The organism is Pseudomonas sp. TE6288 (assembly GCF_054062095.1).
Genome location: NZ_JBSSEW010000021.1, coordinates 76,484 through 92,087 on the forward strand (window position 1 = coordinate 76,484; position 15,604 = coordinate 92,087).

Here is a 15,604-nt window from a genome sequence, read left to right on the forward strand (position 1 = left end):
TTCAGCGCTCGAATTGTCGGGCCAGTGCGCAAGCCTGCTCGTGGCACTGGCGAAAACCCCTGACCCGGCCCGTATCGCGTTCGGCGATGTGGTAGAAGGCGACACCGGCGGGAATGACGATATAGCGAGGCATATCATGGCCGGAAATGTTACGTGCCTCTCGACGGGTTTCAGTGTTTTCGTGCATATTCGCTCTCCTGTAATGCGCGACTGAAGGCCAGCATTCCTTTCTGGCGAAAGAACTGGTGCTGCTTGTCGCATCCTTTCCGGCATTTGTGCTGTCGGACATTACGTTTCCCTTTGCGGAATCGAGCCGAAGCTTACTTCGCATCGCCGGGCGGTGGCTGGGTGAACTGCTTCCTGGTTGCCCTTGCGCCGTTGCGCGTGGACGCTTTGTCGCTTGTTTCCACGGTCCTGCGGACCTTGACTAAAAAGTGCCTGTCACCTGACGCAACTTGTGTCCGTGGCGTGGCCGTTGCAATCGATGTGAGGAGCCCTTCATTGGCAGTCAGTACACTGGATACCCATGCGTTGTTCGCCCTGGGCGACTTGCGCGCACAGCTGGTCAAGCTGTTCCACGGGCGTTTCATCTATGTCACCGAGCAAAACCCGGAAGGCCTGTACATGGCCGAAATCGACACCGAAGAAGCCATGGTGGTCGACGACAAGCAGCGCCTCGAATTGAAGGTGGGTGACCACTTCCGCGCCGCGGTCTTGCCCAGCCGCGAAGGCGGCAAGCTGGAATTGCGCTTTCGCGAGATCAAGCTGAACGTCTATGGCCAGGGCGACTACGCCTTCGTCTCGGTACCGGAAGGCGACGGTATCGTGTTCCGCGACGGGCATGGCGTGATGCTGGTGTTCGCTGCCCAGCAACAGGTGCAGGAAGGCCTGGGCAAACTGCTCAAGGCGGTGACCGGCAAGGTCGCCAAATGGCGCAAGGGCGAGTTGACCACCTTCAAGGCCAGCGAATGATCGACGAGCCCACCGCGGGCTCGCGGGCCGACTTTCACCGCCTGCACCAGGCCCGTGCGGTGGAGGAGGCCGAGCGCCTGCTTGCGCGCCGAGAGGCGCTGCACGGCGGCTGGCTGGCCTGGGTCGCCGGCGAGCTCTATCGGATGAGCCCGCCGCCTTTTGCCGCCATGGTACGCCGCGAGTTGCAGCGCTTGAGCCAGGCATGAGGCTCAGTTGCCGCGATCGCGCCCGCTGCTGACTTCCTCAGGTACGTTTTCACCCGAGGTGCGTTTGCGAAACAGCGCGGCCCTGGCCAACAGCAGCGTGGTCACCGGCACGGTGATCGACAGCAGGATCGGGATCAGCCACGCATGCAGCACCGGGCTCTGCTTGAGCACCGAGAAGTACAGCATCGAGGCCAACGCCACGCACCATGCGCCGATGGTCGAGGCCAGCGCGGGCGGGTGCATGCGCTGGAAAAAGTCCTGCAGACGGACCAGCCCGATGGCGCCGATCAGGGCGAACAGGCTGCCCAGCAGCAGCAGCGTGGACACCAGCAGTTCCAGCCAGAACGGCAGTTCGATAGCTTCGTTCATTCGATCACCTCGCCACGCAGCAGGAACTTGGCCAGGGCGAACGAGCCGACGAAGCCGAACAGGGCGATCAGCAGCGCGCCCTCGAAGTAGGTGTCACTGGCGTAGCGAATGCCCAACACCAGCATCATCAGCATGCCCAGGATGTACAGGTAGTCCAGTGCCAGTACGCGGTCCTGGGCGGACGGGCCGCGGAACACCCGGATCAGTGCCAGGGCCATGGCAATGGCGAAGATGAACAGGCTGGTGAGGACGGCATAGGCAAGCAGGCCGCTCATTCGAAGATCTCCATCAGCGGACGTTCATAGGTGTGCTTGAAGTGCTCGATGAAGGCCGCTTCCTCTTCAAGATCGAACACGTGCAACAACAGTACGCTGCGATCCAGGGCCAGTTCCGACCAGATGGTTCCCGGCACCACGGTGGTTATCATCGACAGTGCCGCCAGACCGTGGGCGTCGCGCAGGTCCAGCGGAATATGCACGAATGCCGAGCGAGGCGGCGTGCTGCCGACGCGCAGCACGCCACGAGCCACCAACAGGTTGGAATGGATCACGTCGAGGCCCACTCGGCCAACCAGCTTGGCGATTGCCCAAGGGCGGCGCACATGGGCGTGCTGCGGGCGCAACGGCGCCATCAGGATAGGTGCGAGGATCCCCAGCGCGGCACCTAGCAGCAGGTTGCCCGGGCTGACCGAGAGGTTGAGCAGCAGCCACAGTGCCAACAGTGCGACGGACAGCAGTGGTGCGGGAAACAGTCGGCTCATGGCTGCGCCTCCACGCTAAGGGTGGTCGGGCCAGGCAGTGGCCGGGTGGCCATCACCGCCTTGACGTAGGCCTCCGGCGTGCTCAGGCTCGCGGCGGTGTCCTGGGTGTAGCGCAGCAGCGGCTCAGCCTTGAGGCTGAGGAAGATGCACAGGCCCAGGAGAATGACGATAGGCACGCATTCATAGCGACGCAGCACCGGCGAGGGGCGTTCCTCAGGCTTCCAGAAGCGCTGGATGCCCACCCGGCCGAAGGCGATCAGCGAGGCCATGCCGGACAGCACCAACAGGGTGACCAGGGTCCAGCCCGCGACGCCCAGCGGCTGCTCCGGGCTGACGCCCATGCCTTGCGGGTTGAACAGCGCGCTGATCAGGTTGAGCTTGCCGATGAAGCCCGATAGGGGAGGCATGCCGATGATCAGCAGGGCGCAGGCGATGAAGGCAAGGCCCAGGAAGGCCATGGTCCAGGGAATGATCTGGCCGATCACCACCTGCTGCTCGTCGTCCAGGTTGATGCCCTTGGGCGGGTGCAGGGACTCCAGAGGCGAGGGCATTGCGCCTTCTTCATCCTCCAGCGGCGCCTCGTTGGCCGAGCGCGAACGCTCCACCAGCTCGGCCAGCAGGAACAGCGCGCACAGGGCCAGGGTGGAGCTGGCCAGGTAGAACAGCGCGGCGCCGGTCAGGATCGGCTGGCCGAAACCGACGGCGGCCAGCAGTGTGCCGGCGGACACCAGGATGCTCAGCGCTGCCAGGCGCTCCAGGCGCTGCGCGGCGAGGATCGACACGGCCGCCACGGCAAGGGTCGCCAGGCCGCCATACACCAGCCAGTCCCCGCCGAAGAACGCCGAGGCGCCGGCCTGGCCGGAGAACAGCAGCATCCACAGGCGCAGGATGGCGTACAACCCGACCTTGGTCATGATCGCGAACAGCGCGGCTACCGGCGCACTGGCCGACGAATACGCCGGTACCAGCCAGAAGTTCAACGGCCAGACCCCGGCCTTGGCCAGGAAGGCGACCGCCAGGATCGCCGCGCCGGCATGCAGCAGGCCGCGATCGGCTTCCGGCACCAGCGGCACTTTCAATGCCAGGTCGGCCATGTTCAGGGTGCCGGTCACGCCGTAGAGCATGGCCGCGCCCACCAGAAACAGCGACGAGGCGAACAGGTTGATGGCGATGTAGTGCAGCCCGGCCTTGACCCGTGCCCGCCCCGAGCCATGCAGCAGCAGGCCGTACGAGGCCGCCAGCAGCACCTCGAAGAACACGAACAGGTTGAACAGGTCGGCCGTGAGGAAGGCGCCGTACAGACCCATCAGCTGGATCTGGAACAGCGCGTGGAAGCTGGCACCGGCACCGTCCCAGCGGGCCCGGGCGAACAGCAGGGCGCTCAGGCCGATTATACCTGTCAGCGTCAGCAGCAGCGCCGACAGGTGGTCGAGCACCAGGGCGATGCCGAACGGCGCCGGCCAGTTACCTGGCAGGTAGACGCCGATGGACTCGGCCTGGCCTTGGGTGCGCACCCACATCAGCAGGGTCACGGCGATGCCCAGGCCGAGGGCGGTGGACAACAGGTTCAGGCGCGCCTTCAGCCAGCGGTGCTTCTCACCAATCAGCAGCATCAGCGCCGCGGTGAGCAGCGGCAGCAGGATCGGCGCAATGATCAGTTGGTTCATCCCGCTCATTCGTCACGCTCCCGGCCATCGACGTGGTCGGTGCCGGTCAGGCCGCGTGAAGCCAGCAGCACCACCAGGAACAACGCGGTCATGGCGAAGCTGATGACAATGGCCGTCAGCACCAGCGCCTGGGGCAGCGGGTCGGTGTAGTGCAGCAAATCGTGGGGCACGCCGTCCTTGATGATAGGCTCCTTGCCGATGAACAGGCTGCCCATGCTGAAGATGAACAGGTTGACGCCGTAGGACAGCAGGCACAGGCCCATGATCACCTGGTAGGTACGCGGGCGCAGGATCAGCCAGACCCCCGAGGCGGCGAGGACACCGATGGCGACTGCTATGACTTCTTCCATCAGGCGGCTCCTGCTTGGCTGGACTTGGCGGGGCGGTAGGCACGCACCGACTGGTGGGCCAGCGCGGTGAGGATCAGCAGGGTCGAGCCGACCACCACGGTATACACGCCGATGTCGAAGAACAGCGCGCTGGCCACATGCACGTCACCCAGCAGCGGCAGGTGCAGGTGGGCGGTGTGGGTGGTGAGGAACGGGTAGCCGAGCAGCATCGCGCCGGCGCCGGTAAGGGTGGCGCAGAGCAGGCCGGTGCCCATCCAGCGCAGCGGGCGCAGGCTCATCTGCGCCTCGACCCATTGGGTACCGGCGACCATGTACTGCAGGATGAATGCCACCGACATCACCAGGCCCGCGACGAAACCGCCGCCGGGCTGATTGTGGCCACGCATGAACAGGTACATTGACACCAGCAGGGCGATCGGCAGCAGCAGGCGCACCAGAGCGGCCGGCACCATCATGAAGCCCAACGCGGTGTCGGTGGCGTGGCGCGGGTTGACCAGGTCGGTGACCACGTCCGGTGCCAGCTGCCGCTGCTGAGCCGGCAACTGCATGCTCTCCTTGGGCGGGCGGAAACGGCGCAGCAGGGCGAACACGGTCAGCGCCACGGCCACCAGCACGGTGACTTCACCGAGGGTATCGAAGCCACGGAAGTCTACCAGCATCACATTGACCACGTTGGTGCCCCCGCCCTCTGGCAGGGCGCGGCTAAGGAAGAACGAGGAAATGTCGTTGGGCGTCGGGCGGGTGAGCATGGCGTAGGACAGCAAGGCCATGCCGCCGCCGACCAGCACCGCCAGCAGCAGGTCGCGCAAGCGGCGCAGACGGGCGCGGTCCTGGCTGCCGGGCAGCGGCGAGACACCTTCGATACGCCGGGGCAGCCAGCGCAGGCCGAGGAGGATCAGCACGGTTGTCACCACTTCGACCGCCAGCTGGGTCAGGGCCAGGTCGGGCGCGGAGAACCAGACGAAGGTGATGCAGGTCATCAGGCCGCAGACGCCGACCATGATCAGCGCCGCGAGACGGTGGTATTTGGCCTGGTAGGCGGCGCCGATGGCGCAGGCGATGGCGATCAGCCACAGCGCGACGAACACCCCGGAGCCGGGGATCTTCGGTCGGTCGCCCCAGCTCAGGCCGCTGTACAGCAGTGGTGTCAGGCCGGCGATGAAGGCCGCCAGCACCAGCATGAACAACTGCGTCTGCAGGCGGCGGGTAGTCAACAGGCGCTCGATGTGCCGGGCCAGCAGCATCAACCGCACCAGGCCATGCTCGAACAGGCGCTTGCCATTGAAGCGCTCGATCAGCGGCGGGTGGGGGAAGCGACCGCGCTGCAGCTGCTTGCGCAGCAGCAGATAGAGGATGATGCCGCCGCTCATGGCGATCAGGCTCATGATCAACGGCGCGTTCCAGCCATGCCAGATGGCCAGGCTGTACTCCGGCAGGGTGCCGCCCACCACCGGCAGGGCGGCGGCGGCCAGCAGCGGGCCGACCGATTGGGCCGGGAAGATACCGACCACCAGGCACGTGAGCACCAGTAGTTCGACCGGTGCGCGCATCCAGCGGGGAGGCTCGTGGGGCGTGTGTGGCAGATCGTCGGCCGCGGGCCCGAAGAACACGTCGACGGTGAAGCGCAGCGCATAGGCCACGCTGAAGGTCCCGGCGAGGGTGGCGATCACTGGCAGGGCGGCCTCGACCCAGGCGGTCGAGGTGATGAACACGGTCTCGGCGAAGAACATCTCCTTGGACAGGAAGCCGTTCATCAGCGGCACCCCGGCCATCGAGGCGCTGGCGACCATGGCCAGGGTGGCGGTGAACGGTATCAGGCGGAACAGCCCGCTGAGGCGGCGGATGTCGCGGGTGCCGCTTTCGTGGTCGATGATCCCCGCGGCCATGAACAGCGAGGCCTTGAAGGTGGCGTGGTTGAGAATATGGAACACCGCGGCGACGGCGGCCAGCGGACTGTTCAGGCCCAGCAGCAGGGTGATCAGGCCCAGGTGGCTGATGGTCGAGTAGGCCAGCAGGCCTTTGAGGTCGTTCTGGAACATCGCCGCGAAGGCGCCGAGCAGCAGGGTGGCGGCACCGGCGCCGCCGACGATCCAGAACCACTCCTCGCTGCCCGACAACACCGGCCACAGGCGGGCGAGCAGAAACACCCCGGCCTTGACCATGGTCGCCGAGTGCAGGTAAGCCGATACGGGAGTGGGCGCCGCCATGGCATGGGGCAGCCAGAACTGGAAGGGGAATTGCGCGCTCTTGGTCAGGGCGCCGATCAGGATGAGGGGCAGCAGCACCGGGTACAGCGCATGCTGGCGGATGATGTCGCCGGCAGCCAGGACCTTGTCCAGGTCATAGCTGCCGACCACATGGCCGAGCAGCAAGGCCCCGACCAGCAGGCACAAACCGCCGGCCCCCGTCACCATCAATGCCATGTAGGCGCCGCGGCGGGCGTCGGCGCGGTGGTGCCAGTAGCCGATCAGCAGGAACGAGAACAAGCTGGTCAGCTCCCAGAAGAACACCAGCTGGAGCAGGTTGCCGGAAATCACCAGGCCGAGCATGGCGCCCATGAATGCCAGGAAGAAGGCGAAGAATCGCGGCACCGGGTCCTGCGGCGACATGTAGTAGCGCGCGTACAACGCCACCAGGCTGCCGATGCCCAGCACCAGCAGGCTGAACAGCCAGGCAAAACCGTCCATGCGCAGGACCAGGTTCAGGCCCAGGCTGGGCAGCCACAGGAATTCCTCGCGAATCACCCCGCCATCGGCCACCTGTGGGTACAGCAACGCCACCTGGACGGTACCGACCAGGGCCACGAGCCCGGCGAGAATGGACTCGGCGTTGCGTGCGTTGTGCGGCAGGACAGCCGCCAGGCAACTGCCCACGAAGGGCAGAAGCAATAGCACAATCAATGACATAGCGTTCTGTTCTGAGAAGTTTGCCAAGGATCATACGTGCCGGGGGGATGATCACCAACACGCAAGCAGTTGCAGGATCGTACAAATGTGCTGTGACAAGCTGTTTTTTTATAACAGTTTTTTACAAAGCATAGCGGGTGAGCGCGTAGCCGTGGGGCTGCTTTGCAGCCCCGAGGATGTGCAGGAGGGCTACAATCCCGTCTCGCGCTGACGCGCGTCATCGTCCGGCAATGCCTCTGCCTCATCCTGGCGACGAATCTTCAGCTCGCTTACCACCACCGCCAGCACGATCAGCACCCCGCCGATCAACGCCACGCCGGGCAGCCGCTCGCCGGCAACGCGCCCGACGATGCCGGCCCACACCGGCTCGCCGGCATAGATCAGCGTGGCGCGGGTCGGCGAGACCGACTTCTGCGCCCAGTTCATCGCCACCTGGATCACCGCGCTCATGGCGCCCAGGCCCACCGCGCTGGCCAGCAGCAGCCAGGAGAAGTCGGGGAGCTGCTCCTGGGTCGGCACGATCATCAGGAACGACAGCGCCGAGGCGGTGGCCAACTGCACCACGGTGACCCGACGCACATCCACCTTGCCCGCGTAGCGGCTGATCAGGATGATCTCGCCGGCGATTGCCACGGCGCTGACCAGCGTCACCAGCTCGCCTTCGCTGAAGTGCAGCGCGCCGCCGTCGGGGCCAGCCAGCAGCATCAGCCCGGCGAAGGCCAGGCCGATGCCCAGGCTCGGCATCAGGCCTGGACGGCGGCCCAGCACCAGCCATTGCAGCAAGGGCACGAAGGGCACATAGAGCGCGGTGATGAATGCCGACTGGCTGCTGCTGATGGTCTGCAGGCCCATGGTCTGCAAGCCGTAGCCGAGCATGATCGACACGCCGATCAGCACCCCGGCCTTGAGTTCGGTGGCGGTCAACCCCGCCAGCGAGCGGGCCGACACCAGGCCGACGAACAGCGCGGCGGCAGCGAAGCGCAGGCCGACGAAGAACATCGGGCCACTGACGCTCATGACGTTGTGCACGATAAGGAAGGTGCCGCCCCAGAGCATGGTGATGAACACCAGCACCAGTTCGGCCTTGCTCAGGCGGAAGGTGACGGCGGGCTTGCTGGGGGAGGCCTGGCTCATGGTCTTGCGCACTCGGAAGGGGCGGCGCACAATTCGCCGCAAAGTGGGCAGTATACTGCGCACCCCCTACCAGTGAGCAATATAGTGCACAAAGATTCCGAGCACCGGGCTTCGGTGCTGCAGCATGTCAGCCAGAATGTTCGCCGCCTGCGCGGTGACGCCGGCCTGAGCCAGGCCGCCCTGGCCGAACGCTCCGGGGTCAGCCGGCGCATGTTGGTGGCCATCGAGGCCGGCGAGAAGAATGTCAGCCTCACCACCCTGGACCTGATCGCCGAAGCGCTTGGGGTAGCGTTCAGCACCCTGATCCAGGCGCCCGATCGCCGCGACCCCAGCCGTATCGACGAGTTGGCCTGGGCCGGCGTGCACCCTGCCAGCCGGGCCGTGCTGCTGGGCAGCAGCCCGGCCCGGCGCGAGGTCGAGCTGTGGGAATGGACCCTCGCCCCTGGCGAGTGCTACGCCAGCGAGGCAGATGCCGCCGGCTGGAGCGAGCAGATCTATGTGACCGAAGGCCGCCTGACGCTGATCATCGAAGGCGGCGAGCGGCAGTTGGGCAAGGGCGAGTTCTTCGTCTTTCCCAGCGATTGCCGCTACGCCTATCGCAATGATGGCGAGGAGGCGGTGCGTTTCGTGCGTAATGTGGTGATCTGAGGGGTAGAGCGGGTGCTGAAGACATCGGCATAGGCGAACGCCAACGCGGTCATCGGTCTTCAGCGCCTGATCCTCAATCCTGGCTCGGTGGGTGGGGGCCGGGGCCTTCATCGGCCAGGCGATCATGGTGGTTGCGCAGCGGGCACTCTTTCAGCGACATGCAGCCACAGCCGATGCAGCCATCGAGCTGGTCGCGCAACATCACCAGCTCGTCGATACGCCGGCTCAGGTCGTCGCGCCAGCGTGCCGAGAGGCGCTGCCAGTCGTCGGCGGTGGGCGTGTGGTCGCAGGGCAGGGTATCCAGGGCGTTGGCGATGTCGGCCAGGGGGATGCCCAGGCGCTGGGCCATCTTGATTACCGCCACTCGGCGCAGCACGGCCCGTGGGTAGCGCCGCTGATTGCCGGCGTTGCGGGTGCTGTGGATCAGGCCCTTGGTCTCGTAGAAGTGCAGGGCGGTCACAGCCACGCCGCTACGGGCGGCCAGCTGGCCGACGCTGAGCAGGCGTTCCTGGGAGGAAGGGGGTTTCATCGTCAACAAAATCCTTGACCTTGAGTTAGCTGGAGGTTTTACCCTCCACGACCATCTGCTGCAAGAGCCCGAAACGAGGAGAAGCAACATGACGGCCAACACCCATTCCCTGTGGTTCACCCAGATGATCGAGTACGACGTGCCACCGCTGCGCCAGGATGCGCTGGCCGAGGCGCTGGTGGTGCGCAGCGAGCACCTGGCGCAACGCTGCGACGGCTTGCTGAGCGTCAGCATCCAGGTTAGTGACGACGGCCGGCGGGTGCTTCAGCTCCTGCGCTGGCAATCGCGCCAGGCGTGGGCGGCAGCCGCGGGAAGCTTCATCGAGGAGCCGTTCCTCGACCTGCTGGGCGAGCATCAGGCGCGGGGGGTGAATTTCGCCGCCTACCAGACCCTGCGCAGCCTTGTGCGCGGCGCCGATGGTGGCCTGCACTGCCAGTTGGGCTGCACTCAGGCATACCAGGGCGCATAGTGCGGGTAGCGGTCCAGGCGGGCACCAATGACCATCTCGCCGATCCAGGACGTGAGTATCGCGCTGTAGGCCTTCTGGCTTTCTTCGCTGGACAGGGCATGGTCGGCGCCGTCTACCAGGCGGTGGGTCATCGAATGGGCACTGACGAACGCCGAGCGGTAACTCATCAACGTGCTGTGAGGTACGTAGTCGTCCTGCTCGGACTCCACCAGCAGTACATCGCCGCCAAACTCGGCGCAGGCTGCCAGGGCGCGGTTGTCGGCCGGGCCAAGGCTACGCTGGCGGTAGGCGTTGAGGCGCTGGCGGTCGAGGGCCTGCTTGGGCGCGTCCCATTCGTCGTCCCAGTAGAGGGCGGGCACCCTGAGCGCCAGCCATTTAACCGGCCGGCGCGGGGTAAGCAAGGTGGCCAGGTAGCCACCGTAGCTACTGCCGATTACGGCAATGGCGGCGGGGTTCACCGAAGGGTGGCTGGCGAGCCGGTCGTAGGCGGCCAGCAGGTCGGCGAGGTTCTGCTCGCGGGTGACGCTCAGGCGCTGGCTTTCGGTCTTTTCATGGCCGCGCAGGTCGAAGGTCATGCAGACGCAGCCTAGCCCGGTGATCTGCCGGGCACGGGCCAGGTCGCGCTGCTGGCTGCCGCCCCAGCCATGGACGAAGAGAATCCCTGGCATGCGGCTGCCGGGGCTGACCAGGGTGCCGGCAATGCTTTCCCCTTCGACTTGCAGTTCCACGGTTTCACTCTCGATGGTCATGGTCGCGTATCCGTGCATATTTGCTGAGTTGTCCAAGTTCACTGTCATACCCCTGATAGAACAGCGTGGCGTCGGCGGGCAGTCGCGCCTGGCCGAACACCTCATGGGTCGATGCGCATAGCCGCTGCAGGGCCGGATCCTCGGCGAAGGCCGTCAACGCCAGGACCTCGGCCGGGCTGGCGCCCCCGATGCGCCACGACTGTTCGAGCACGCCGCTGCGCAGGTGGCCTTGGCGGTCGTTGCCCCGGGCGATGTCGTAGTTGCGGCGCGAAGCGATGAAGCCAGGGAAGTAGCGTTCGGCGGCCTGTTCGTAGGCCATGGCCTGATTGATGGCCAGGCGCAGATGATCGTCCAGCGGCAGTTGCAGCAGTTGCAGGTAGTCGCCCCGCACCACCACCAGGTCGGAGCCGCCGTAGACCTCGGTTCCTGCGTGGTCGCGGGTTAAGTGCTGGGTGCCGTGGTAACTGAGGGTGAGCCCGGCCACGCGCACCTGGCCGACGCTGAAGGTCTCGACCGCGTCCAGGTCCTCTTCCAGCACCAGGCCCCACAGCCCCAGGGCCTCGTCGTCCATTGCCTGCAGTAGCGGTTCCAGGGCCTGGGAATCGTTGATCACCTGCTGGCCTCTGCCTGCACAAGCCAGTACCGGCTTGACACGCACCGGGCCGTCGCGCAGCAGCAGCTCGGCGGCGCGGCGCGCGTCTGCCTTGGAGAACACCGTGTAGCCGCGCAGCAGGGCGTCGCTGGCCAGTTGGGCGAAGGCATCCGTCCAGCCGGGTGGAAAGCTGGCATCGGCTGGCAGTGGATGGGAAATCGCCTTGGTGGCCATGTGTGGATGGCTGACCGCACCGCCGAATAGGTCCTCTTCGCCATGGATGCCGAGTGCCATCTGGCGCGTCGGGTCGACCAGGGTGTCGCTCGGCACGTAGTAACAGCGGGCATCGGCGCTGGGCACGGGCGCTGACTCGACCCGATCGATGCCCAGCAGGTGTGCCAGGTACTGGGCGATTTTCAGGTGCGTCGCCTGCTCATGGTCCGGCGTATGCGCCCGGGTGTCGAGGAGCACGACCGCGGTTTTCGGTGCGCGGGAGTGGGGCATGGCCAACCTCGCGTTCGCAGGGTGTGTAAGGGGTGTGAAGGCGCGTAGGCTGTTTAGTTCAGGAGGAAGGATCGACGGTCGGCAGGGCACTTGGGGCAATGCATGCCTTGTTACGGTCGTGGTGATTGCGGGCGCCTGCCAGCTGTTTCATTATCAACGGCTTGGACCCGTCGACACCTATCCGCAGGAGTGCGCATGAACAGTCAGTCCCCTCTTTACGAACCCGTACCGGCGCGCCTTGCCCGTGTGCGCGAGGCCATGGCCCGGGAGGGCGTGGCTGCCTTGCTGGTGCCTTCGGCCGACCCGCATTTGTCCGAGTACTTGCCTGGCTATTGGCAGGGACGGCAATGGTTGTCCGGCTTCGAGGGGTCGGTGGGCACGTTGGTGGTCACGGCGGATTTCGCTGGGCTCTGGGCTGACAGTCGCTATTGGGAACAAGCGAACAAGGAGCTGGCCGGCAGTGGCATCGAGCTGATGAAGCTGCGGCCCGGCCAGCCAGGCGCGTTGGAGTGGTTGGGTGCGGAGGTCGACGGTACCGTTGCGGTGGACGGTGCGGTCATGGCAGTGGCCGCAGCCCGCCAGTTAAGCGAGCGTCTGCAGGCGCGGGGCGCAAAGTTGCGTACGGACATCGATCTGCTGGCCGGGGTCTGGAGCGAGCGGCCATTGTTGCCGGGCAATCCGGTCTACCAGCACCTGCCGCCCCATGCGACCGTCAATCGTGCGCAAAAGCTTGCCGAGCTGCGGGGCACCCTGCAGGAAAAAGGCGCCGACTGGCATTTCATTGCCACGCTCGACGATATCGCCTGGCTGTTCAACCTGCGTGGCAGCGACGTTTCCTACAACCCTGTGTTCGTCTCTTTCGCGTTGGTCAGCCAGGACAAGGCGTACCTGTTCGTCGGGCGTGACAAGGTCGATGGGCACCTGCGCGACGTATTGGCGGCCGATGGTATCGAGGTCCGTGACTACGCAGCGGTCGGCGACGCGTTGTCGGCGATTCCGGCCACGGCCAGCCTGCTGGTGGATCCGGCGCGGGTCACCCGTGGGTTGCTGGATCACCTGCATGGGCAGGTTCGGCTGGTCGAGGGCATCAATCCGACGACCTTGAGCAAGTCGCGCAAGGGTGAAGGGGATCTCGACCATATCCGTCAGGCCATGGAGCAGGACGGCGCGGCGCTGTGCGAGTTCTTCGCCTGGCTTGAAACGAGCTTGGGGACGCAACGCATTACCGAGCTGACTATCGACGATCAGCTCAGCGCGGCCCGTGCCCGCCGTCCGGGTTTCGTGTCGCTGAGTTTTTCCACCATTGCGGCCTACAACGGCAATGGCGCCATGCCGCACTACCGCGCCACCGAGCAGTCACATGCCGTGATCGAGGGCAATGGCCTGCTGTTGATCGACTCAGGTGGGCAGTATCTAGGGGGAACCACCGATATCACCCGAATGGTGCCGATCGGCGAGCCGAGCCGCGAACAGAAGGCGGATTGCTCGCGGGTGCTCAAGGGCATGATCGCGCTATCCAGGGCCAGGTTCCCGCGTGGGATCCTCTCGCCTCTGCTCGATGCCATCGCCCGAGCGCCGATCTGGGCTGACCAGGTCGATTACGGGCATGGCACCGGCCACGGTGTCGGCTACTTCATGAATGTGCACGAAGGCCCGCAGGTGATCGCCTACCAGGCGGCTGCCACGCCGCAGACAGCCATGCAGCCGGGGATGATCAGCTCGATCGAGCCTGGGACCTACCGGCCGGGGCAGTGGGGGGTGCGTATCGAGAACCTGGTGGTCAATCGCGAGGTCGGTACCAGTGAGTTTGGCGAGTTCCTGGAGTTCGAAACCTTGACCCTGTGCCCGATCGACACGCGCTGCCTGTTGGTCGAGGCGCTGGGCAGGGAGGATATTGCCTGGTTGAACAGCTATCACCAGATGGTGCGCGAGCGGCTTGCCCCTTTGCTGGAAGGTGAAGCGCTGGCGTGGCTGGAGCGGCGGACCGCGCCCCTCTGAACGTGAAAAGGGCAGCCCTTGGCTGCCCTTCATGCATCTGTTACTTGCAAATCACGATCATGCTGCGGCTGGTGTAGCCGGCAGGGTTGATGCCGAAAACGTAATCGCCAGGCTCTTCGTCGGAGTCACCGGAGCGGGCGATGACCTTGTAGCCCTTGCTGCTACAGGAACTGGCGGCCTTGCTGTAGCACTTCTCCCACGATGAGGAGAGTCCCGAGCAATTGATATGCAGGCCTTTCTTCCCTCGTTTCACCTCGGTATTGGCTGTCGCGGCACATCCAGCGATGGCCAGGATGCCCAGGATGAGCAAAATACGTTTCATTCCTGTCCTTATACGGCCCGACTACATTAACGGACCTGACGTTTGCGCGTTTCCTCTTCCTTGATGATCCCCGGCGTCCATGTACCGCTCAGTAGATAGCGTCAAGATTATGATCTGGTGACAGCTTAATCAGCCACGCCGGGCGGTACAAGGCTACAGGTTGGCTAAATGAAAATATTTCTCAAATCAGTCGGCGGCCACGGGTGGCGCCACTTCCCGTTTCATGGAAAGGGTAGCGCCCACCGAGGCGGTGATGATGGCGAGAATGGCCAGCCACTGCCAGAGCGTGAGCTGCTCGCCCAGGAACAGCAACCCGGACAATGCGCCAAAGGCTGGTTCGATGCTCATCAGGGTGCCGAAGGTGCGTGCGGGCATGCGGGTCAGGGCCACCATTTCCAGGCTGTAGGGGAGCGCCGTGGACAAGATCGCCACGCCCAGGGCTACGGGCAGCAGGGCAGGGGTGAGCAGCGCGGTGCCGGCATGGGCGATACCGATGGGGGCGACGAACAAGGCAGCGATCACTACGCCCAGTGCGGCAGTCTGGATGCCGTTCTCGGCACCGGCTTTCTGCCCGTAGAGGATATACAGCGCCCAGCACACACCGGCCCCTACGGCGTAAGCGGCGCCGATCGGGTCGAGCCCGCCACCGGTCTGGCCTACGGGGATCAGCAGCAACAGCCCGGCGACTGCCAGGGCGATCCACAGGAAGTCCAGCGCTCGTCGCGAGGCCCACAGCGCCACCGCGAGCGGCCCGGTGAACTCGAGTGCCACGGCGATGCCGAGAGGCACGCTGCGCAGGGACATATAGAAGAGGAAGTTCATGCCACCCAGGGCCATGCCGTAGATGATCACGCTGCGCAGGGTGCTGGCGTCCAGGCGCGCGCGCCAGGGCCTCAATATAAGCAGCATGATGATGCTGGCGAAGATGAGGCGCAGCGCTGTGGTGCCTTGGGCTCCTACAATAGGGAACATGCTCTTGGCCAGCGAGGCTCCGGACTGGATGGAAGCCATGGCGATCAGCAGCAGGCCGATGGGAAATAGCGTGGTGGCCAGGCTGCGGTGCGGGGTATTCATGTTGGGGTCCGTTGTTGTGCGCGCAAGGGTGCGCAATATAGTGCGCAGCAGGGTGTGGATTGGCAAGGTCGGGTGTGGTTTCAGTAAACGAGGCTCAGAATAATGGAGCTCCTGGCAGCCTTCCTGCGGTCCAGCATCATATTCCTGTAATAAAAGGTTGACGGGCTTTCAGATCTCCTTATAATGCGCCCCACTTCCGACGTAGTCGAAACGCAAAACCTCTTGTTAATCAATAAGTTGAGTGTTTCAGGTAGTATCGAAAGTGCTTCGGTCATCTGATCGGCAGCGGTGAAAAAGGCAGTTGACAGCAGGTTGTAACGCTGTATGATTCGCCTCCCGCTACGAGAGATCGCAG

General features: G+C 64.9%; 18 protein-coding genes. 5 read left to right on the forward strand and 13 right to left on the reverse strand.

Annotation, left to right across the window (positions count from 1 at the left end; all coding sequences use genetic code 11):
* Position 1: 1 nt before the first annotated feature.
* On the reverse strand, positions 2–187 hold the full coding sequence (locus tag ACVWY1_RS21220; protein WP_110703556.1) for a hypothetical protein: 186 nt from the start codon (positions 185–187) through the stop codon (positions 2–4).
* A 314-nt stretch (positions 188–501) separates the two neighbouring features.
* Here ACVWY1_RS21220 and ACVWY1_RS21225 point away from each other — a divergent pair, with 314 nt between their 5' ends.
* Both ACVWY1_RS21225 and ACVWY1_RS21230 read left to right on the forward strand, forming a co-directional pair.
* The gene (locus ACVWY1_RS21225; protein ID WP_102683676.1) at positions 502–972 is read left to right on the forward strand and encodes a hypothetical protein; all 471 of its coding nucleotides are present in this window, start codon (positions 502–504) and stop codon (positions 970–972) included.
* Positions 969–1,178, forward strand: a complete 210-nt coding sequence (locus ACVWY1_RS21230) for a hypothetical protein (protein ID WP_102683675.1) — start codon at positions 969–971, stop codon at positions 1,176–1,178. Before ACVWY1_RS21225 ends, ACVWY1_RS21230 begins: the two co-directional genes overlap by 4 nt.
* A 3-nt stretch (positions 1,179–1,181) precedes the next feature.
* On the opposite strand, the gene ACVWY1_RS21235 is transcribed toward ACVWY1_RS21230, so the two are convergent.
* From ACVWY1_RS21235 to ACVWY1_RS21265, 7 genes are all read right to left on the reverse strand, one after another.
* The gene (locus ACVWY1_RS21235; RefSeq protein WP_139669821.1) at positions 1,182–1,547 is read right to left on the reverse strand and encodes a Na+/H+ antiporter subunit G; all 366 of its coding nucleotides are present in this window, start codon (positions 1,545–1,547) and stop codon (positions 1,182–1,184) included.
* Positions 1,544–1,822 (reverse strand): K+/H+ antiporter subunit F, encoded by a 279-nt coding sequence (locus tag ACVWY1_RS21240; RefSeq protein ID WP_258600296.1) that lies wholly within the window; start codon positions 1,820–1,822, stop codon positions 1,544–1,546. The genes ACVWY1_RS21235 and ACVWY1_RS21240 overlap by 4 nt, the downstream gene beginning before the upstream one ends.
* Positions 1,819–2,307, reverse strand: coding sequence for a Na+/H+ antiporter subunit E (locus ACVWY1_RS21245; RefSeq protein WP_139669823.1), 489 nt, complete (start codon positions 2,305–2,307; stop codon positions 1,819–1,821). Before ACVWY1_RS21245 ends, ACVWY1_RS21240 begins: the two co-directional genes overlap by 4 nt.
* Positions 2,304–3,983: a monovalent cation/H+ antiporter subunit D gene (locus ACVWY1_RS21250; protein ID WP_457378716.1), complete on the reverse strand. Its 1,680-nt coding sequence runs from the start codon at positions 3,981–3,983 to the stop codon at positions 2,304–2,306. Before ACVWY1_RS21250 ends, ACVWY1_RS21245 begins: the two co-directional genes overlap by 4 nt.
* Positions 3,980–4,324, reverse strand: coding sequence for a Na+/H+ antiporter subunit C (locus ACVWY1_RS21255; protein ID WP_023632557.1), 345 nt, complete (start codon positions 4,322–4,324; stop codon positions 3,980–3,982). The genes ACVWY1_RS21250 and ACVWY1_RS21255 overlap by 4 nt, the downstream gene beginning before the upstream one ends.
* The gene (locus tag ACVWY1_RS21260) at positions 4,324–7,230 is read right to left on the reverse strand and encodes a monovalent cation/H+ antiporter subunit A (RefSeq protein WP_277505033.1); all 2,907 of its coding nucleotides are present in this window, start codon (positions 7,228–7,230) and stop codon (positions 4,324–4,326) included. The genes ACVWY1_RS21255 and ACVWY1_RS21260 overlap by 1 nt, the downstream gene beginning before the upstream one ends.
* A 189-nt stretch (positions 7,231–7,419) precedes the next feature.
* Complete coding sequence (locus tag ACVWY1_RS21265; protein WP_457378717.1) at positions 7,420–8,364, reverse strand: DMT family transporter; 945 nt, start codon at positions 8,362–8,364, stop codon at positions 7,420–7,422.
* Between the two features lie 84 nt (positions 8,365–8,448).
* Here ACVWY1_RS21265 and ACVWY1_RS21270 point away from each other — a divergent pair, with 84 nt between their 5' ends.
* Positions 8,449–9,012, forward strand: a complete 564-nt coding sequence (locus tag ACVWY1_RS21270; protein ID WP_139669831.1) for a helix-turn-helix domain-containing protein — start codon at positions 8,449–8,451, stop codon at positions 9,010–9,012.
* 73 nt (positions 9,013–9,085) lie between these two features.
* On the opposite strand, the gene soxR is transcribed toward ACVWY1_RS21270, so the two are convergent.
* Positions 9,086–9,541 (reverse strand): redox-sensitive transcriptional activator SoxR, encoded by a 456-nt coding sequence (soxR, locus tag ACVWY1_RS21275; protein WP_110703565.1) that lies wholly within the window; start codon positions 9,539–9,541, stop codon positions 9,086–9,088.
* A gap of 88 nt (positions 9,542–9,629) precedes the next feature.
* Here soxR and ACVWY1_RS21280 point away from each other — a divergent pair, with 88 nt between their 5' ends.
* Positions 9,630–10,010 (forward strand): antibiotic biosynthesis monooxygenase, encoded by a 381-nt coding sequence (locus tag ACVWY1_RS21280; RefSeq protein WP_277505030.1) that lies wholly within the window; start codon positions 9,630–9,632, stop codon positions 10,008–10,010.
* On the opposite strand, the gene ACVWY1_RS21285 is transcribed toward ACVWY1_RS21280, so the two are convergent.
* Positions 9,989–10,759, reverse strand: coding sequence for an alpha/beta hydrolase family protein (locus ACVWY1_RS21285; RefSeq protein WP_198755579.1), 771 nt, complete (start codon positions 10,757–10,759; stop codon positions 9,989–9,991). The two genes, ACVWY1_RS21280 and ACVWY1_RS21285, sit on opposite strands and share 22 nt — an antisense overlap.
* Complete coding sequence (locus ACVWY1_RS21290) at positions 10,743–11,855, reverse strand: DUF3182 family protein (RefSeq protein ID WP_431197009.1); 1,113 nt, start codon at positions 11,853–11,855, stop codon at positions 10,743–10,745. The genes ACVWY1_RS21285 and ACVWY1_RS21290 overlap by 17 nt, the downstream gene beginning before the upstream one ends.
* Positions 11,856–12,050: 195 nt before the next feature.
* On the opposite strand from ACVWY1_RS21290, the gene ACVWY1_RS21295 reads away from it, so the two are divergent.
* Positions 12,051–13,853, forward strand: a complete 1,803-nt coding sequence (locus ACVWY1_RS21295; RefSeq protein WP_457378718.1) for an aminopeptidase P family protein — start codon at positions 12,051–12,053, stop codon at positions 13,851–13,853.
* Positions 13,854–13,893: 40 nt separating this feature from the next.
* On the opposite strand, the gene ACVWY1_RS21300 is transcribed toward ACVWY1_RS21295, so the two are convergent.
* Positions 13,894–14,175 carry a hypothetical protein gene (locus ACVWY1_RS21300; protein WP_198755581.1) on the reverse strand — a complete coding sequence of 94 codons (282 nt, stop codon included), beginning with the start codon at positions 14,173–14,175 and terminating at the stop codon, positions 13,894–13,896.
* A 186-nt stretch (positions 14,176–14,361) separates the two neighbouring features.
* The gene (rhtA, locus tag ACVWY1_RS21305) at positions 14,362–15,249 is read right to left on the reverse strand and encodes a threonine/homoserine exporter RhtA (RefSeq protein ID WP_277505027.1); all 888 of its coding nucleotides are present in this window, start codon (positions 15,247–15,249) and stop codon (positions 14,362–14,364) included.
* Positions 15,250–15,604 lie beyond the last annotated feature (355 nt).